This window comes from Streptomyces sp. (genome assembly GCF_031181555.1).
GTDB classification, from domain to species: Bacteria; Actinomycetota; Actinomycetes; order Streptomycetales; family Streptomycetaceae; genus Streptomyces; species Streptomyces fimbriatus.
This window is the reverse complement of sequence record NZ_JAPSKQ010000101.1, coordinates 1-18105: the sequence shown is the minus strand read 5'-3', so window position 1 is coordinate 18105 and position 18105 is coordinate 1. Positions and strand designations below refer to the sequence as shown.

Here is an 18105-nt window from a genome sequence, read left to right as displayed (position 1 = left end):
CCCCGCGTCCGCCCCCTTGATGTCGTCGGACGACGACCCGTCGCCGTCCCCGCCGCAGGCGGAGAGGAGCAGTGCCGCTGTCGCGGTGAGCGCGGCTGCGGTGACGGGCAGAGCTCGGCGGGCCACGGACGTTCCCCCTGTTGTCGGCGGTGTGCAACGGGGAACGACGCTATCAAGGGCGGGTGAGGGGGACTTGTGAGGTGATCGGCGGATTGTGTGGGGGACGCGGGAGTGCGGCGTGGCTGTTGCGAAGGGGTGGGATGCTGCGGAGTTCGCCGGGTGCGCAGGGGGTGACGGAGCCTCCGCCCTTCGACGGCGCCCGTACGAGTCAATAAGATCTCCGTAGTTCGGTACGCCCTTCATCACCTCCGTCGTCTCCACCACCGCACCCCGTCTCCTCCCACACACGACCCAGGACACCCGCCATGCCGCGACGCCGCACCTCCAGCTCGTCAAGCTCGACGGGGAACCCGACCGGGGGCCCGGCCGCCGGGGCGGCCGCTCCGCGGAACCGGACGCCGCAGCCGGTGCGGGTGCGGCGGCGGACGTTCGGGGACTTCGTCAAGGCGTTCCTCGCCTTCGTGGCGCTGCTCGTCCTGGTCGTCGGGGTGCCGCTCGCGCTGGCGATGACGGCCGGCTGGCCGCTCCCGAGCTCGTTCGAGCCGATGGAGTGGCTCAAGAAGGACCTCTCCGTCTCGACCTTCCTGGACATCCTCACCTTCGTCGTCTGGCTCGCCTGGGCCCAGTTCACCGCCTGCGTGCTCGTCGAGACGAAGGCCGCGCTGTCCGGGGTGGGCGTGCCGGGGCGGGTGCCGGGGGCCGGGCCCAGTCAGCTGCTCGCCCGGCAGCTCGTCGCCGCGCTGCTGCTCGTCGGCGCCGCCGCGGGCAGCTTCACGCCGGGGCTGAGCCAGCTCGGGCAGAGTCTTGAGGGGAACCAGCGGCCCACCGTCGCCGCCGCCCAGCAGACGCCGGGGATCTTCGCCCAGCAGCAGGAGCAGGCCGCCGGTACCGCGGCCGTCCTCGCCGAGCAGGCGTCCCAGGCCGCCGCGCACGCCGACGCGGGGGGCGGCGGCGCCAAGCGGCAGGGCGACACGAAGTTCTACCGGATCCAGCCGCCCGAGGGGCGCCACCACGACTCCCTCTGGGAGATCGCCGAGCGGCACCTCGGTGACGGACGCCGGTACAAGGAGATCTTCGACCTCAACAAGGACCGTATCCAGCCGGACGGTTCCAAGCTGTCCGAGGCCAGCCTGATCCGGCCCGGCTGGATCATGGAGATGCCCGGTGACGCCCGCGGCGGCGACCTCGTCGAGATGCCCGACGAGGCGCCCGAGGTCTCGCCGGAGGTGCGGCAGCAGATCCACGACTACGCCAAGACCGGGGACCACGCCCGGGGGAGCGGTGACCACGCCCAGGGCAGCGGCGGGGGTGCCGCCCACGTCTCCGTGCTCGAACAGCGGCCCGCCCCCGCCCCCGAGAACTCCGGTCACCGGCAGCAGCCCGCCCCGCAGCACGCCGCCCCCGCCCAGGACGCCTCCTCCTTCGGCCTGCCCGAGGCCCTGCTCGCCGCCCCGCTCCTCGCCGCCGGCCTCCTCGGCGCCCTCGGGCACCGGCGCCGGCAGGCGCTGTGGCAGTCGGCGTTCGGCGGCATCGGCGGGCGGCGCGGGATGGAGCCGCCCACGCCGGCCGGGGACGCCCAGGACGCCCAGGACGCGCTGCTCGTCGGTGCCGATCCCGAGGGCGTGCGGCTGCTCGACCGGTCGCTGCGCGGGCTCGCCGCCTCCCTCGCCGCCGAGTCGCGGCCCCTGCCGACCGTCTACGCGGCCTGGCTCAGCAACGGCGACCTGCACCTCCAGCTCGCCCAGCCGTCCGGGAAGCCGCCGACGCCCTGGCAGCTCGGCCAGGACCAGACGTTCTGGATGCTCGCCAAGGACGACGCCGAGCGGTACGAGGACGTCGACACCGCCGCCCCCTACCCGGGGCTCGTCAGCCTCGGCACCATGGACGGCTCGCGGCTGCTGCTCAACCTGGAGTCGGTCCCCGGCATCGTCTCGCTGAGCGGCCGTGCGGACGACCGGGCCGCCGTGTTCGCCTCCGTCGCCGCCGAGTTGGCCACCAACGGGTGGTCGGACCGGATGACCATCACCCTCGTCGGCTTCGGCGAGGACCTCACCGCGCTCGCGCCCAGCCGGCTGCGCCACCTCGACGGCATCGAGGCGCTGCTGGAGACCATGGAGGCCGAGACGCGGCAGCGGCGGGGCGCGCTGGGGGCCGCCGGGCACGACTCCGTCCTCACCGGGCGCACCGGACCGGCCCAGCACACCCGTTGGGCCCCGCACCTCGTGCTGCTCGCCGCCGAGCCGTCCGCCGAGGACGCCCTCCGGCTCGCCGAACTCGCCGCCGACGCCGGCCGCCTCGGCATCGGCTACCTCGTCGGTACCGAGAGCGGTGACCTGCCGGGCGCCGCCTGGGAGATGGAGATCACCGGCGAGGGCAAGCTGCTCGCCCCGCTGCTCGGCCTCGAACTCGACGCCCAGCTGCTGCCCGCCGCCCAGCAGCGCGCGGTCGTCGAGCTGTTCGTCGAGGCCGACCCCGAGCGCGGGCCCGACGGACCGGGCAACACCCCGCCGTTCCTCGTCGACATCAGCGAGCAGGGGCGGCCGGCGGTCTACGCCCGTCTCGTCGGCCCGTACGAGATCATCGGCCTCGACGCCCCGGACGGCGAGCGCAGCGCCCTGCTCCACGAGGCGCTCGCGCTGCTGCTCCTGCACCGCGAGGGCGTGCACCCGCGCGTGCTGTCCTCCGCGCTGTGGCCGCGCGGCGTCACCGACGACGTGCGCGAGGCGCTCGTCGAGCGGTTGCGCGCCTGGCTCGGCACCGACCCCGACGGCACGCCCCGCCTCGGCACGGACGACACCGGGCGGCTCACCCTCGCCAAGTCCGTCGTCTCCGACCTGGACGTGCTGCGGTCGCTGTACTACGAGGCCACCCAGGGCAGGGGCGTCGACAGCCGGGCCGTGCGCGGGCGGCTGCTCACCGACGCGCTGGTGCTGGTGCGCGGGCCGCTGCTCGCCGACCGGCCCGAGGGCCGCTACCGCTGGCTCACCCACGAGATCATCGACGCCCAGCTCCCGTTGCTCGTCGCGGACACCGGGCTCGCGCTCTCCGCGTTCCACATGGAGAAGAACCGCGCGGAGAAGGCCATCGAGGCGCTCGACGCCGCGCTGCGCACCGCCCCGGCCGACGAGCGGCTGTGGAACGAGCTGCTGCGCGCCACCCACGCCCTCGGCGACCCCGAGCGGCTGACCGCCCTCGCCGCCGACCTCATCGGCCGCAGCGGCGCCCGCGGGCTGCCGCCGCGCACCGAGGCGCTGCTCGACGAACTGCTGCCGACGTGGCGCGACGCGGTCGCGGCGGCCGGATGAGCGGCCCGGCGGGATGAGCGACGGCCTGTACGTCCTGCTGATCGCCGCCGCCGCGCTGTGGGGCGCGGCGACGGGCGTGGTGCTGCCGCGCGCGGCCTACCGGTTCTCCGTCCCGCCGGGGGAGGGGTGGCGGACGGCGTGTCCGGCGGGGCACCCCGTCACGGGCTGGCTCGGACGGGCCGGGTGCGGGCGGTGCGCGGGGCCGTCGTACGGGCCCGGTGCCGCTCCCGCCGTCGTCACCGCCCTCGTCTGCGCCGCCCTCGCCGCCGCCACCGGGGCCCGGCCCGAGCTGGCGGTGTGGCTGCTGCTCGCGCCCGTCGGCGTGCTGCTCGCGGTCGTCGACCTCCGGGTGCAGCGGCTGCCCGACCCGCTCACCCTTCCCTTCGCCGGAGCCGCCCTCGTCCTGCTGGGCCCGGTCGCCCTCGTCCCCGGGCACGCGGGGGAGTGGACGACCGCCCTGCTGGGCGCGCTCGCGCTCGGCGCCGGCTACTTCGTGCTGTTCCTCGTCAACCCGAACGGCATGGGCTTCGGCGACGTGAAGCTCGCCCTGGGCGCGGGCGCCGTCCTCGGCTGGTACGGCTGGCCGGCCGTCATGCTCGGCACCTTCGCCGGGTTCCTGTTCGGGGCGCTGTACGGGGGTGCCCTCGTCGCCCTGCGGCGGGCGGGGCGCAAGACGGCCATCCCGTTCGGGCCGTTCCTCGTCACCGGCGCCTTCGCCGGGCTGCTGATCGGCGCGTACGCGGCCTGACGTCGGACCCGCAAAGGCCCTGGCGTACGCTGGGCCGGTCTGTCCACACCCCTTACGAAAGGGACGCCGGTGACCGAGAAGGCCGACCTTCAGCCCATCCTCGACCGTGCCGCCGCCGGTGGGCGGATCACCCCCGAAGAGGCCCTCGACCTCTACCGCGACGCCCCGTTGCACGCGCTGGGCGCCGCCGCCGACGCCGTACGCCGCCGCCGGTACGCCGGTACCGAGCACATCGCGACGTACATCATCGAGCGGAACATCAACTACACGAACGTGTGCGTCACGGCGTGCAGGTTCTGCGCCTTCTACGCCGCGCCCAAGGACACCGCCAAGGGCTGGACCCGCGACCTCGACGACATCCTGCGGCGCTGCGCCGAGACCGTCGAGCTCGGCGGCACGCAGATCATGTTCCAGGGCGGCCACCACCCGGACTACGGCGTCGAGTACTACGAGAAGCACTTCGCCGCCATCAAGAGGGAGTTCCCGCAGCTCGTCATCCACAGCCTGGGGGCGAGCGAGGTCGAGCACATGGCGCGGATCTCGGGGGTGAGCGTCGAGGAGGCGATCACCCGGATCCACGCGGCCGGGCTCGACTCCTTCGCCGGTGCCGGCGCCGAGCTGCTCCCGGAGCGGCCGCGCAAGGCCATCGCGCCGCTGAAGGAGTCCGGCGAGCGCTGGCTGGAGATCATGGAGATCGCGCACAACCTCGGTGTCGAGTCCACGTCCACCATGCTGATGGGCACCGGCGAGACCAACGCCGAGCGCATCGAGCACCTGCGGATGATCCGGGACGTGCAGGACCGCACGGGCGGTTTCCGCGCCTTCATCCCGTACACCTACCAGCCCGAGAACAACCACCTGAAGGGCCGCACCCAGGCCACCCTCTTCGAGTACCTGCGGATGATCGCCATCGCCCGCCTGTTCCTCGACAACGTGGCCCACATCCAGGGCTCCTGGCTGACCACCGGCAAGGAGGTCGGCCAGCTCTCCCTGCACTACGGCGCGGACGACCTCGGCTCGATCATGCTGGAGGAGAACGTCGTGTCCTCGGCCGGCGCCAAGCACCGCTCCAACCGGCTGGAGATCATCGACCTGATCCGCAAGGCGGACCGGGTGCCCGCCCAGCGGTCGACGACGTACGAGCACCTCGTCGTGCACGACGACCCGGCGAACGACCCCGTCGACGACCGCGTGGTCTCCCACATCTCCTCCACGGCCATCGAGGGCGGCACGGCCCACCCGGAGCTGAAGCTCCTGGCCCCCAACTGACCCGCCGGTGCCGACGTGCTGACGATCCACGCGGCGGACCTGCTGGTCCCCGGGGACCGGCGGCCCGCCCTGCCGGACGGCGCCGTGCTCGTGAACGGCCGGAAGCTGGCGGCCGTCGGCCCGTACGAGGAGCTGGCGGCCGCCCACCCGACCGCGCGCACCCGGCGCTGGCCGGGGGTGCTCACGCCGGGGCTGCTCAACCCGTACGGCCCCGAACTGCTGGAGCAGGCCTACCACCCGGACCCGCGCGAGGCCGGCGAACTGGGCACCGAGCCGCTCACCGGCGAAGCCCTCGCGCGGCTCGGCATGACCGAGGCCCGTTGGGGCGCGAGCGCGCGGCGCGGCGTCCAGCGGCTGCTGGCGCACGGTGTCGTCGCCGTGGCGGGCGACCTGCGGCGGCCCGCCGTCGTGGACGCCGTGCACCGGGCGGGGCTGAGCGTGGAGCAGCGCTTCGGGGAGCCCGCCGGCCCGGCGGCCCTCGACCCCCTCGCGGGGCGGAGCCCGGCGGAGGCGATCCTGCTGCCCCTTCCCCCGGACGGCGCGGACGGCACGGCGGCGACGTTCGCGGTCTTCGACGTCCCCGACGCGGCGGCGCTCGCCGAACGCGGGGCCGGGACCTGCGTGGCGACGGTCGTCGCCGGGCGCCTGGTGCACCGCCGGCGCTGATCGGCCCGCGAACGCCCCGACGCCTTCCCGAACGCCCCGCCCGCCTCGGCCGGGAGGAGCACCGGGAACGGGGGCTGCAAGAATGGGCCCGTGACCCGCGCATCCCTGGACAAGCAGCCGCACGAAGTCGCCTCGATGTTCGACGGCGTGGCGGAACGGTACGACCTGACGAACGACGTGCTGTCCCTCGGGCAGGCGCGGCTGTGGCGCAAGGAGGTCGCGAAGGCGGTCGACGCCAGGCCCGCGCAGAAGGTCCTCGACCTGGCCGCCGGGACGGCGACCTCGTCGCTGCCGTACGCCCGCACCGGCGCCTACGTCGTCCCGTGCGACTTCTCCCTCGGCATGCTCCGGGTCGGCAAGCAGCGGCACGCCTGGCTGCCGTTCACGGCCGGCGACGCGACGCGGCTGCCGTTCAAGGACGGCACGTTCGACGCCGTCACCATCTCCTTCGGGCTGCGCAACGTGCAGGACTTCGACACCGCGCTGCGCGAGATGCACCGGGTGACCCGGCCCGGCGGGCGGATCGTCATCTGCGAGTTCTCGCACCCGACGTGGACGCCGTTCCGCACCGTCTACACCGAGTACCTGATGCGCGCGCTGCCGCCGGTCGCCCGCGCGGTGTCGTCCAACCCGGAGGCGTACGTCTACCTCGCCGAGTCCATCCGCGCCTGGCCCGACCAGCCCGCCCTGGCCGAACGGCTGCGGGGGGCCGGCTGGTCGAAGGTGGCGTGGCGCAACCTGACCGGCGGTGTCGTGGCGCTGCACCGGGGCTTCAAGGACGGCTGAGGACCGCCGTGCCGGGGCCGCGCGGCTCCTCCAGTTCCCGCTGGAGTCCGCCGGCGGGCGGCGCGGGCCCGCGCGGCTCGCGCACCCCTCCGCCGCCGTCCCCCTCACCGAAGTCGAACCACACGTGGACCGGGGAGTCCCGCGGCACCTCGGTGCCGGGCCGCGGGTACTGGCGTACGACGTGGTCGACGACGGTGAGGTGGAAGTCCGGCCGGTCCGGCGCGACGAGGACCAGGCCGCGTGCCCGGGCCGACTCGCGCGCGTCCACGGCCATCAGACCGACCAGACGCGGCACGCGCACTTCGGGTGTCCTGGGTGTCATGCGCACGGACGTCACCCCCCAGCGGTACCGGCAGGGTAAACCCGCGCGGGCGGCCACCGGAAGCATCACGTGGCGTTCCGTGACAATCCGTCACTCGCTGTGACGGGTCTCGGTCGTTCTACAGGTCCAGCCGGTAGCAGTGGCCCTCCCGCTGCGAGACCGGCGTCGTGAACGTCTCGGCGAGGCGCATCCCCAGCCGCCGAGTGACCGCTATCGAGCGGGTGTTGCGGGCGTCCACCATCGCCACCACGCTCTTCGGGCCCGCCGCGCGCACGCGCTCCAGCGTCTGCAGCGCCGCCGCGGTGACGTACCCCTTGCCCCAGTGCTCCCGCGCGAGCCGCCAGCCGATCTCGATCTCGCCCGTGGGGCCCCAGTCCCGCTCCCACGGCTGGGCACCCGTGAAGCCGATGACGTCGCCGGACGCGCCGAGCACGGTCCACAGGCAGAAGCCGAGTTCGGCGTCGTGCCGGCGCTGGCGGGCGGTGAGCTCCTCGTAGACCGACAGCTCCGCCGACGCGCCTCCGTGGAACTCCATGACCTCCGGGTCGTCGAAGATCCGGTGCCAGGCGACGGCGTCCTCGTGGGTGGGGACACGGAGCCGTACAGCGGGGAGCGCTCGGTTCACGGGGGCAGCCCTTCAGCCGGGTGATCGATTCTGCTGCATAGACTGCCCATGTCCAGTGCCGGTCGGCACGCAGATTTCGAACCTTGGGGAGATCCCGCCGTGACCGAGCCCCTCTCCGACAACACCGCTGACGTCATTGTCGTAGGCGCGGGGCCGGCCGGCTCCACCACCGCGTACCACCTGGCCAGGGCCGGACTCGACGTGCTCCTGCTGGAGAAGACCGAGTTCCCGCGGGAGAAGGTCTGCGGCGACGGCCTCACCCCGCGCGCCGTGAAGCAGCTGGTGTCGATGGGCATCGACGTCTCCGAGGAGGCCGGCTGGCTGCGCAACAAGGGCCTGCGCATCATCGGCGGCGGCGTCCGCCTCCAGCTGGACTGGCCCGATCTCGCCTCCTTCCCCGACTACGGACTTGTCCGCAAGCGCGACGACTTCGACGAGCAGCTCGCCCGGCAGGCGCAGAAGGCGGGCGCGCGGCTCTACGAGCGCTGCAACGTGAGCGCCCCGGTCGTCGACGACCGCACCGGGCGCATCACGGGCGTGAAGGCCAAGCTGGGCGAGGAGAAGCGGGAGGTCACCTTCCATGCCCCGCTGGTGGTGGCCGCCGACGGCAACTCCACCCGGCTGTCCCTGGCGATGGGCCTGCACCGCCGCGAGGACCGGCCGATGGGCGTCGCGGTGCGCACGTACTTCACCTCGCCGCGCCACGACGACGACTACCTGGAGTCCTGGCTGGAGCTGTGGGACCGCCGCGGCCCGCAGGACCGCCTGCTGCCCGGCTACGGCTGGATCTTCGGCATGGGCGACGGGACGAGCAACGTCGGCCTCGGCGTGCTCAACACCTCGGAGTCCTTCAAGGAGCTGGACTGGCGCGAGGTCCTCAAGGCCTGGTGCGCCTCGATGCCGGAGGACTGGGGCTACACGCCGGACAACATGACCGGCCCGATCCGCGGCGCCGCGCTCCCCATGGCGTTCAACCGCCAGCCGCACTACACGCGCGGGCTGCTGCTCGTCGGTGACGCGGGCGGCCTGGTGAACCCGTTCAACGGCGAGGGCATCGCCTACGCCATGGAGTCCGGGCAGATCGCCGCCGACGTCATCGTGCAGGCACACGCGCGTGCCACGCCGGCCCAGCGGGAGATCGCCCTCCGGCGCTACCCGCGCGTCCTGAAGGACACCTACGGCGGCTACTACACGCTCGGCCGCGCCTTCGTGAAGCTCATCGGCAACCCGAAGGTCATGCAGATCGCCGCCCAGCGCGGCCTGACGCACCCGCTGCTGATGAAGTTCACCCTGAAGCTGCTCGCCAACCTGACGGACCCGACGGGCGGTGACGCGATGGACCGCATCATCAACGGCCTGAGCAAGGTGGCGCCGAAGGCGTGACGCGCCCCGCGCACGCGGGAGCCGTGAGAGGCGCTGTGGGCGGCCGGAGCCGAGGGGCGGGCAATTCCGGCCGCCGGCGTCTGCGCGGGCGCCGTGAGGGGCCGCCACGGGGCTCCCGCGCCGTGCCGCCGACGCGTATCGGTCCGCCAACGCGCGCCGAGCGCGGGACAATCCGGGCAATCGGGTGATCTTGGCCGGTGGTGCGCGAGGCGTGAGGCACGGGGCGTGACCCGGGAGGCATGAGGCACGGGGGGCGTGCCCCGAGGGGTGCGGCCCGTGGGGCGTCGCGGGCGGAACCCGGCGGAGCGGAATGCCCGGAGTGCCCCGGAGAGGCCCGGATGTGAACCGGGGAGGGCCGCTGCCCCGAGCGGCAGCGGCCCTTCAGCCCGTGTGAGCGCGGCTCAGAGCACGCGCACGGCACCCGAGGCGGGGTAGCCGGACAGGTCCTGGATGACGACGCCCTTGGCGGAGTTGGCGGCGTCCAGGTACTGGCCGTTGCCGATGTAGACACCCACGTGGTACGCGGAGCCCTTGCCGCCCCAGTAGAGGATGTCGCCGACCTGGATCTGGGACAGCGGGATGTCGGTGCCGACCATCGACTGGTCCTGCGACACGCGCGGCAGGTCGACACCGACCTGGCGGAACGCGGCCTGCACCAGGCTCGAGCAGTCCCAGGCGTTGGGGCCCGTGGCACCCATGACGTAGGCGTCGCCCACCTGCGCCTTGAGGAAGGAGATGACGGTCGCGACGCTGCCGCTGGCCGGCGCGGAGGCCGTCGTGCCGGTGGAGACGGAAGCGGAAGCGGAGGCGGAGGCGGTCAGGGTGGCGCGCTCGGCGTCGCGCGCGGCACGCTCGGCGGCGGCCTTGCGGGCCTCCTCCGCCGCCTTCTTCTTCGCCTCGGCCTTCTTCTTGGCCTCGGCGAGGTCCGCCTTGGCCTCCTTGGCGGCCTGGGCGGCGGCCGCGTCACGCTCGGCCTGCAGCTGGTAGTTCGCGGCGGCCTGCTGGGTGGCGTCCGCGGACTGGGCGACCTGAGCGGCCAGGTCGGCCGTCAGGGTGGGCAGTTCGAGGGTCTGCGTCACCGGCTCGGCGGCGTTCGCCGAACCCGACGCCCCGGCCACTGCCAGGGTGCTGAGGACGCCACCGGCAACTCCGGCCCGCACGGCGAGCGCGGACTGCGCGGTACGGCGGGGCTTCCGGTGGCTGCGTATGTGAGCGGTGTGGGACATGGGAACAACCGGTACCAGGGGCTCCTTCATATCTTCAAGAAACGTGTGCTGCGCCACAGTTGTTCAATCGAGCCCCGAATCCCGGGCGTGTCGCCCTCCATTGACGCCGTAACGGACATTGCGGGCGGCCCGTGATCGGCCTGTGATCACGGTCTTTCATCATTACGCCCGAATTGCCCTCCGCCTACCACCGGTTGGACCGATTGGCCAAGCCCCCTTCTCATCGGCCTCTCATGAACGTGACGGAGGTCACGGAACGGCCGCCCCCGTCACCGCGTCCCGCCGGGTTGGTCACGGCCGGATCACGGCGCGGGGACTTCGTGAACGCGTGCACGTGTCCACATCGCGCCTCGCGCCCCCTCCGACGTGTGAACGCGCCTCTATCAAGAGATCGAGTCCAGCACCAATTTGCATGCAAGAGAAGCATCTTGATATGGAGACGCCCCTTCTGGCCTGCACCGACGAGACAAAATGTCACGGTTCGTGATCACGCGAACGCTTCGCGTATGAAGATCGACGCTCATCCGACTTCATGATCGTTCGTCAGGTGGTGGAGATCACAAAGCTTGTGGGATACCCCGTGTCGCAGATCACAGACCGGCGGGCATAAGATGCGGAGCGGTTGGGCTTGTGACCTGCTTCACATGTTCTCGATCTTCGCCGGGGCGGGCGTGGTTCGAGGGACCGGTGAGACGGAAGTGAGTCCGACGCACGACCTCCCCCAAGGTCTCGGCTTCGCTCGACCAGGGGGGACCCCCATGCAGTCAATGCCGACTGAGAGGAGCGAGGAGCGGTGAACGCGTATGCGCCCATCCTCGTACTGGGAGCCCTCGGGGCAGGCTTTGCGATCTTCTCCGTGGTCATGGCCACGCTGATCGGTCCGAAGCGGTACAACCGCGCCAAGCTCGAGGCCTACGAGTGCGGCATCGAGCCGACCCCCACGCCGGCCGGCGGCGGGCGCTTCCCCATCAAGTACTACCTGACGGCGATGCTCTTCATCATCTTCGATATCGAGATCGTCTTCCTCTACCCCTGGGCCGTCACCTTCGACGCCCTGGGGATCTTCGGGCTCGTGGAGATGCTGCTCTTCGTGCTCACCGTCTTCGTCGCGTACGCGTACGTATGGCGGCGCGGCGGCCTGGAATGGGACTGAGGGGCCTTTGACATGGGACTCGAAGAAAAACTGCCGAGCGGCTTCCTGCTGACCACCGTCGAACAGGCCGCGGGCTGGGTGCGCAAGTCGTCCGTCTTCCCCGCCACGTTCGGCCTCGCCTGCTGTGCCATCGAGATGATGACCACCGGCGCCGGCCGCTACGACCTGGCGCGCTTCGGCATGGAGGTCTTCCGCGGCTCACCGCGGCAGGCGGACCTCATGATCGTCGCCGGCCGGGTCAGCCAGAAGATGGCGCCCGTGCTGCGGCAGGTCTACGACCAGATGCCGAACCCCAAGTGGGTGATCTCCATGGGGGTCTGCGCCTCCTCGGGCGGCATGTTCAACAACTACGCGATCGTCCAGGGCGTCGACCACATCGTCCCGGTCGACATCTACCTCCCCGGCTGTCCGCCCCGGCCCGAGATGCTGATGGACGCCATCCTCAAGCTCCACCAGAAGATCCAGAGCTCCAAGCTCGGCGTGAACGCCGAGGAGGCGGCCCGCGAGGCGGAGGAGGCGGCGCTCAAGGCCCTGCCCACGATCGAGATGAAGGGGCTGCTGCGATGAGCGACGCGAACGACACCCCGCGTGACGCGAACGGCAACGGGGTCAACCCCGAGAAGGAACTCTCCGCCGAGAACCTCCCCGGCCAGCGGGGCCAGGGCGGCGAGGAGATCCGCGTCCAGCGCGGCATGTTCGGCGCCAACAACGGCGGCGACACCTCCGGCTACGGCGGCCTGGTCCGCTCGGTCCGGCTCCCGGGGCCGGCGGCCCGCCCCTACGGCGGCTGGTTCGACGAGGTCGCCGACGAACTGGAGGGCGCGCTGGAGGAGCAGGGACTGCTCCCCGAGAACGCCATCGAGAAGACGGTCGTCGACCGCGGCGAACTCACCTTCCACATCGAACGCGAGCACCTGGTCCGCGTCGCCCGCACCCTGCGCGACGACCCGGCGCTGCGCTTCGAGCTGTGCACCGGCGTCAGCGGCGTGCACTACCCGAACGACAAGGGCCGCGAACTGCACGCCGTCTACCACCTGCGCTCGATCACCCACAACCGGCTGATCCGCCTGGAGGTCAGCGCGCCCGACAGCGACCCGCACATCCCGTCGCTGTTCTCGGTCTACCCGACGAACGACTGGCACGAGCGCGAGACGTACGACTTCTTCGGCATCGTCTTCGACGGTCACCCGGCCCTGACGCGGATCATGATGCCGGACGACTGGCAGGGCCATCCGCAGCGCAAGGACTACTCCCTCGGCGGCATCCCCGTCGAGTACAAGGGCGCCCAGATCCCGGCTCCGGACCAGCGGAGGTCGTACTCGTGAGCGCCCGCCCGTCGCCCGACCACCACCCCTCAACGACTCCCTTCGGGAGGCTGTGATGACCACATCCGCGTCCGCCGCTTCGGCGCGCGAGACCACCGAGGGCACCGTCTACACGGTCACCGGCGGTGACTGGGACGAGGTCGTCCAGACCGCGGCCCGGACCGACGACGAGCGCATCGTCGTCAACATGGGTCCGCAGCACCCGTCCACCCACGGCGTGCTCCGCCTGATCCTGGAGATCGACGGGGAGACCGTCACCGAGGCCCGCTGCGGCATCGGCTACCTCCACACCGGCATCGAGAAGAACCTCGAGTACCGGACGTGGACCCAGGGCACCACGTTCGTGACGCGGATGGACTACCTGACGTCGTTCTTCAACGAGACGGCGTACTGCCTCGCGGTGGAGAAGCTCCTCGGCATCGAGGACCAGGTACCCGACCGCGCCTCGGTCATCCGCGTGCTCCTGATGGAGCTGAACCGGCTCTCCTCCCACCTGGTGTGCATCGCCACCGGCGGCATGGAGCTCGGCGCCACCACGATCATGATCTACGGCTTCCGCGACCGTGAGCTCATCCTCGACATCTACGAGCTCATCACGGGCCTGCGGATGAACCACGCGTACATCCGCCCCGGCGGACTCGCCCAGGACCTGCCGCCCGGCGCGGTGGACCACATCCGCGAGTTCGTGAAGAAGATGAGGAAGAACCTCCAGGAGTACGACAAGCTCGCCACCGGGAACCCCATCTTCAAGGCCCGCATGCAGGACATCGGCTACCTGGACCTGGCCGGCTGCATGGCCCTCGGCGCCACCGGCCCGATCCTGCGCTCCGCGGGTCTGCCGCACGACCTGCGCAAGGCCCAGCCGTACTGCGGATACGAGACCTACGACTTCGAGATCCCGACCGTCGACACCTGCGACGCCTACGGCCGCTTCCTGATCCGGCTGGAGGAGATGCGCCAGTCGCTGCGCATCGTCGAGCAGTGCCTGGACCGGCTCCAGCCCGGACCGGTCATGGTCACCGACAAGAAGATCGCCTGGCCCGCCCAGCTCGCCCTGGGACCGGACGGACTGGGCAACTCCCTCGACCACATCAAGAAGATCATGGGCACCTCCATGGAGGCCCTGATCCACCACTTCAAGCTGGTCACCGAGGGTTTCCGCGTCCCGCCGGGACAGGCGTACACGGCGGTCGAGTCACCCAAGGGCGAGCTCGGCGCGCACGTCGTCTCCGACGGCGGCACCCGCCCCTACCGGGTCCACTTCCGCGACCCGTCCTTCACCAACCTTCAGGCCATGGCGGCGATGTGCGAGGGCGGCCAGGTCGCCGACGTCATCGTCGCCGTCGCGTCCATCGACCCCGTGATGGGAGGCGTCGACCGGTGACCACCTCTTCTTCGGAGCGGGGCGTCAGCCTGGGCATGCCCGAACTGCCCGCACCCCCCTACCCGGACGACGTCCGGGCCCGGCTGGAGACCGACGCGCGCGAGGTCATCGCCCGCTACCCGGACTCCCGGTCCGCCCTCCTGCCGCTGCTGCACCTCGTGCAGGCGGAGGAGGGCCACGTCACGCGCACCGGGATGCAGTTCTGCGCGGACATGCTCGGCCTCACCACGGCCGAGGTGAACGCGGTCGCCACCTTCTACACCATGTACCGGCGCAAGCCGAGCGGTGACTACCAGGTCGGGGTGTGCACCAACACCCTGTGCGCCGTCATGGGCGGCGACGCGATCTTCGAGGAGCTCCAGGAACACCTGGGCGTCGGCAACGGCGAGACCACCGACGACGGCAAGGTCACCCTGGAGCACATCGAGTGCAACGCGGCCTGCGACTTCGCGCCGGTGGTGATGGTCAACTGGGAGTTCTTCGACAACCAGACCCCCCAGAGCGCCAAGCGCCTCGTCGACGACCTGCGCGCCGGCCGCCCGGTCGCGCCCACCCGCGGGGCGCCCCTGTGCACCTTCAGGGAGACGGCGCGGATCCTGGCCGGTTTCCCCGACGAGCGCGAGGGCGCCGTCGAGGCCACCGGAAGCGCGGGACCCGCCTCCCTGGTCGGCCTGAAGCTGGCCAAGGGGGAGGCCGCACCCGCGCGCGTGGTGCACCCGCGCGGCGAGGCCCCCCGGGACACCCCGCCGCACGAGCCGTCCCCGACGGAGCACCTCAGCTCGCACGACGCGCCACAGGACACGTCGGCCTCCGACCCCGCCCACCCGTCGCCCACCACCCGTGACGGAGGGGCTTCGCCCCGCCCCGCCGGTCCGTCGGGACCCGTCGCCGAGGAGGGGAAGTGATGACCTTGGCACCCGAACTCAAGGACATGAGCCCTCAGAAGCTGCTCGCACCCGTGCTGTCGGCCTTCTGGGACGAGGACGAGTCCTGGACGCTGGACGTCTACCGGAGGCACGAGGGGTACGAGGGGCTGCGCAAGGCACTCGCCATGTCACCGGACGACGTCATCGCGTACGTCAAGGACTCCGGTCTGCGCGGGCGCGGCGGCGCCGGCTTCCCGACGGGAATGAAGTGGCAGTTCATTCCCCAGGGGGACGGCAAGCCTCACTATCTCGTTGTCAACGCCGACGAGTCGGAGCCCGGAACGTGCAAGGACATTCCGCTCCTCTTCGCGAACCCGCACAGCCTCATCGAGGGCATCGTCATCGCCTGTTACGCGATCAGGTCGTCGCACGCCTTCATCTACCTGCGGGGTGAGGTCGTCCCCGTGCTGCGGCGGTTGCACGCGGCCGTGCGCGAGGCCTACGCGGCGGGCCTCCTCGGCGAGAACATCCTGGGCAGCGGACTCGATCTCGAACTCACCGTGCACGCGGGCGCGGGCGCGTACATCTGCGGTGAGGAGACCGCACTGCTCGACTCGCTCGAAGGCCGCCGCGGTCAACCGCGGCTCCGTCCCCCCTTCCCCGCCGTCGCGGGCCTCTACGCGTGCCCGACTGTGGTGAACAACGTCGAATCGATCGCGTCGGTTCCCGCGATCCTGAACCGGGGCAAGGAATGGTTCCGGTCGATGGGCAGCGAGAAGTCCCCGGGCTTCACGCTCTACTCGCTCAGCGGCCACGTCGCCAGCCCCGGCCAGTACGAGGCGCCGCTCGGCATCACGCTGCGCCAGCTGCTCGAGATGAGCGGCGGCATGCGGCCCGGGCACCGCCTGAAGTTCTGGACACCGGGCGGCTCCTCGACGCCGATGTTCACCGACGAGCACCTCGACGTCCCTCTCGACTACGAAGGAGTGGGCGCCGCGGGTTCCATGCTCGGCACGAAGGCCCTGCAGTGCTTCGACGAGACGACCTGCGTCGTGCGCGCCGTCACCCGCTGGACCGAGTTCTACGCCCACGAGTCCTGCGGCAAGTGCACGCCCTGCCGCGAGGGGACGTACTGGCTCGTCCAGCTGCTGCGCGACATCGAGGCGGGCAAGGGCCGGATGTCCGACCTCGACAAGCTGAACGACATCGCCGACAACATCAACGGCAAGTCCTTCTGCGCCCTCGGCGACGGCGCCGCCTCGCCGATCTTCTCCTCGCTCAAGTACTTCCGTGAGGAGTACGAGCAGCACATCACGGGCCGGGGCTGCCCCTTCGACCCGGCCAGGTCGACGGCCTGGGCCGACCACCGTACGGAGGTGAACGCATGACGGTGACCACGAGCGCTCCCTCCGGCGGAGGAGAGGCGGCGGTCCCGCCCGAGGACCTCGTCACGCTGACGATCGACGGCATCGAGATCAGCGTGCCCAAGGGCACCCTGGTCATCCGGGCCGCCGAACAGCTCGGCATCGAGATCCCCCGGTTCTGCGACCACCCCCTCCTCGACCCGGCCGGCGCCTGCCGCCAGTGCATCGTCGAGGTCGAGGGCCAGCGCAAGCCGATGGCCTCCTGCACCATCACCTGCACCGACGGGATGGTGGTGAGGACCCACCTGACCTCGCCGGTGGCCGAGAAGGCCCAGAAGGGTGTGATGGAGCTCCTGCTCATCAACCACCCGCTGGACTGCCCGGTCTGCGACAAGGGCGGCGAGTGCCCGCTGCAGAACCAGGCGATGTCGCACGGCAACGCCGAGTCCCGCTTCGAGGGCAAGAAACGGACCTACGAGAAGCCCGTCCCGATCTCCACACAGGTGCTGCTCGACCGCGAGCGGTGCGTGCTGTGCGCCCGCTGCACCCGGTTCTCCAACCAGGTCGCGGGCGACCCGATGATCGAACTGATCGAGCGGGGTGCGCTGCAGCAGGTCGGCACCGGTGAGGGCGACCCCTTCGAGTCGTACTTCTCCGGCAACACCATCCAGATCTGCCCGGTCGGCGCGCTCACCTCGGCGGCCTACCGGTTCCGCTCCCGCCCCTTCGACCTGATCTCCTCGCCGTCGGTGTGCGAGCACTGCTCCGGCGGCTGCGCCACCCGGACCGACCACCGGCGCGGCAAGGTCATGCGGCGGCTCGCCGCCGAGGACCCCGAGGTCAACGAGGAGTGGATCTGCGACAAGGGACGCTTCGCGTTCCGGTACGCGCAGCTGCGGGACCGCCTCGAGACGCCGCTCGTGCGCAACGCGGAGGGCGAGCTGGAACCCGCCTCGTGGCCCGACGCGCTGCAGATCGCGGCCCAGGGGCTGCTGGCCTCGCGGGGCCGCACCGGTGTCCTCACCGGCGGGCGGCTCACCGTCGAGGACGCCTACGCCTACAGCAAGTTCGCGCGCGTGGCGCTCGACAGCAACGACATCGACTTCCGCGCGCGCGTGCACAGCAGCGAGGAGGCCGACTTCCTCGCCGCGCAGGTCGCCGGCCGCGGACGCGACCTCGACGGCACGGGCGTCACGTACACGTCGCTGGAGAAGGCGCCCGCCGTCCTGCTGGTCGGGTTCGAGTCGGAGGAGGAGGCGCCCGGCGTCTTCCTGCGGCTGCGCAAGGCCTGGCGGAGGCACGGGCAGAGGACCTTCGCCCTGGCCACGCACGCCACGCGCGGTCTGCGGAAGGCCGGCGGCACGCTGCTGCCGGCGGCTCCCGGCACCGAGACCGAATGGCTGGACGCGCTCGCGAGTGGCGTCGGCCTGGAGGGCGACGGTGCCAGGGCCGCCGAGGCACTGCGGACCGACGGCGCGGTGATCGTCGTCGGCGAGCGGCTGGCGGGTGTGCGGGGCGGCCCGACCGCGGCGGTCCGGACCGCCGCCGCGACCGGTGCCCGGC

The 18105-nt window shown here is 71.8% G+C and carries 16 protein-coding genes; 13 read left to right on the top strand and 3 right to left on the bottom strand.

What is annotated here, in order from left to right:
• Positions 1–425 precede the first annotated feature (425 nt).
• The 5 genes from RIM90_RS20200 (at position 426) to RIM90_RS20180 (ending at position 6894) form a co-directional block, all read left to right on the top strand.
• Entirely contained in the window at positions 426–3425 is a 3000-nt protein-coding gene (locus tag RIM90_RS20200) for a BTAD domain-containing putative transcriptional regulator (protein WP_309062139.1), read from the top strand.
• A gap of 13 nt (positions 3426–3438) precedes the next feature.
• Positions 3439–4173: an A24 family peptidase gene (locus tag RIM90_RS20195; RefSeq protein ID WP_309062138.1), complete on the top strand. Its 735-nt coding sequence runs from the start codon at positions 3439–3441 to the stop codon at positions 4171–4173.
• Positions 4174–4242: 69 nt separating this feature from the next.
• Positions 4243–5442 carry a cyclic dehypoxanthinyl futalosine synthase gene (gene mqnC, locus RIM90_RS20190; protein WP_309062137.1) on the top strand — a complete coding sequence of 400 codons (1200 nt, stop codon included), beginning with the start codon at positions 4243–4245 and terminating at the stop codon, positions 5440–5442.
• Between the two features lie 15 nt (positions 5443–5457).
• Positions 5458–6108, top strand: a complete 651-nt coding sequence (locus tag RIM90_RS20185; protein ID WP_309062136.1) for a hypothetical protein — start codon at positions 5458–5460, stop codon at positions 6106–6108.
• 90 nt (positions 6109–6198) lie between these two features.
• Complete coding sequence (locus tag RIM90_RS20180) at positions 6199–6894, top strand: demethylmenaquinone methyltransferase (RefSeq protein WP_309062135.1); 696 nt, start codon at positions 6199–6201, stop codon at positions 6892–6894.
• On the opposite strand, the gene RIM90_RS20175 is transcribed toward RIM90_RS20180, so the two are convergent.
• Complete coding sequence (locus RIM90_RS20175; protein WP_309062134.1) at positions 6881–7216, bottom strand: PASTA domain-containing protein; 336 nt, start codon at positions 7214–7216, stop codon at positions 6881–6883. The genes RIM90_RS20180 and RIM90_RS20175 overlap by 14 nt on opposite strands.
• Positions 7217–7334: 118 nt before the next feature.
• Positions 7335–7841 (bottom strand): GNAT family N-acetyltransferase, encoded by a 507-nt coding sequence (locus tag RIM90_RS20170; RefSeq protein WP_309062133.1) that lies wholly within the window; start codon positions 7839–7841, stop codon positions 7335–7337.
• A 48-nt stretch (positions 7842–7889) separates the two neighbouring features.
• Between RIM90_RS20170 and RIM90_RS20165 the strand changes: the two genes are divergently transcribed.
• Complete coding sequence (locus RIM90_RS20165) at positions 7890–9224, top strand: geranylgeranyl reductase family protein (protein WP_309062132.1); 1335 nt, start codon at positions 7890–7892, stop codon at positions 9222–9224.
• Positions 9225–9625: 401 nt separating this feature from the next.
• Here RIM90_RS20165 and RIM90_RS20160 read toward each other — a convergent pair whose 3' ends face one another.
• The gene (locus tag RIM90_RS20160) at positions 9626–10480 is read right to left on the bottom strand and encodes a C40 family peptidase (protein ID WP_309062131.1); all 855 of its coding nucleotides are present in this window, start codon (positions 10478–10480) and stop codon (positions 9626–9628) included.
• Positions 10481–11243: 763 nt separating this feature from the next.
• On the opposite strand from RIM90_RS20160, the gene RIM90_RS20155 reads away from it, so the two are divergent.
• The 7 genes from RIM90_RS20155 to RIM90_RS20125 all read left to right on the top strand — a co-directional run.
• Positions 11244–11603 (top strand): NADH-quinone oxidoreductase subunit A, encoded by a 360-nt coding sequence (locus RIM90_RS20155; protein ID WP_003974383.1) that lies wholly within the window; start codon positions 11244–11246, stop codon positions 11601–11603.
• Between the two features lie 12 nt (positions 11604–11615).
• Positions 11616–12170, top strand: coding sequence for an NADH-quinone oxidoreductase subunit B family protein (locus RIM90_RS20150; RefSeq protein ID WP_018528252.1), 555 nt, complete (start codon positions 11616–11618; stop codon positions 12168–12170).
• A complete protein-coding gene (locus tag RIM90_RS20145; protein WP_309062130.1) occupies positions 12167–12928 on the top strand; it encodes an NADH-quinone oxidoreductase subunit C in 762 nt (253 codons plus the stop codon). The genes RIM90_RS20150 and RIM90_RS20145 overlap by 4 nt, the downstream gene beginning before the upstream one ends.
• A 55-nt stretch (positions 12929–12983) precedes the next feature.
• Positions 12984–14312, top strand: coding sequence for an NADH-quinone oxidoreductase subunit D (locus RIM90_RS20140; RefSeq protein ID WP_309062129.1), 1329 nt, complete (start codon positions 12984–12986; stop codon positions 14310–14312).
• Complete coding sequence (gene nuoE, locus RIM90_RS20135; RefSeq protein ID WP_309062128.1) at positions 14309–15217, top strand: NADH-quinone oxidoreductase subunit NuoE; 909 nt, start codon at positions 14309–14311, stop codon at positions 15215–15217. Before RIM90_RS20140 ends, nuoE begins: the two co-directional genes overlap by 4 nt.
• Positions 15217–16566 (top strand): NADH-quinone oxidoreductase subunit NuoF, encoded by a 1350-nt coding sequence (nuoF, locus tag RIM90_RS20130; protein ID WP_375165492.1) that lies wholly within the window; start codon positions 15217–15219, stop codon positions 16564–16566. The genes nuoE and nuoF overlap by 1 nt, the downstream gene beginning before the upstream one ends.
• Positions 16563–18105 (top strand): NADH-quinone oxidoreductase subunit G (locus tag RIM90_RS20125; protein ID WP_309062126.1); only part of this gene is annotated, 1543 nt, incomplete at its 3' end. The genes nuoF and RIM90_RS20125, both read left to right, overlap by 4 nt.

What these genes read in the sequence shown, in the direction of transcription:
- RIM90_RS20165 (WP_309062132.1), top strand. Translation starts at nt 7,890, where the DNA reads ATGTCCAGTGCCGGTCGGCACGCAGATTTCGAACCTTGGGGAGATCCC.
- nuoF (WP_375165492.1), top strand. Translation starts at nt 15,217, where the DNA reads ATGACCTTGGCACCCGAACTCAAGGACATGAGCCCTCAGAAGCTGCTC.
- RIM90_RS20140 (WP_309062129.1), top strand. Translation starts at nt 12,984, where the DNA reads ATGACCACATCCGCGTCCGCCGCTTCGGCGCGCGAGACCACCGAGGGC.
- RIM90_RS20175 (WP_309062134.1), bottom strand. Translation starts at nt 7,216, where the DNA reads ATGACACCCAGGACACCCGAAGTGCGCGTGCCGCGTCTGGTCGGTCTG.
- RIM90_RS20160 (WP_309062131.1), bottom strand. Translation starts at nt 10,480, where the DNA reads ATGAAGGAGCCCCTGGTACCGGTTGTTCCCATGTCCCACACCGCTCAC.
- RIM90_RS20150 (WP_018528252.1), top strand. Translation starts at nt 11,616, where the DNA reads ATGGGACTCGAAGAAAAACTGCCGAGCGGCTTCCTGCTGACCACCGTC.
- RIM90_RS20200 (WP_309062139.1), top strand. Translation starts at nt 426, where the DNA reads ATGCCGCGACGCCGCACCTCCAGCTCGTCAAGCTCGACGGGGAACCCG.
- RIM90_RS20195 (WP_309062138.1), top strand. Translation starts at nt 3,439, where the DNA reads ATGAGCGACGGCCTGTACGTCCTGCTGATCGCCGCCGCCGCGCTGTGG.
- RIM90_RS20145 (WP_309062130.1), top strand. Translation starts at nt 12,167, where the DNA reads ATGAGCGACGCGAACGACACCCCGCGTGACGCGAACGGCAACGGGGTC.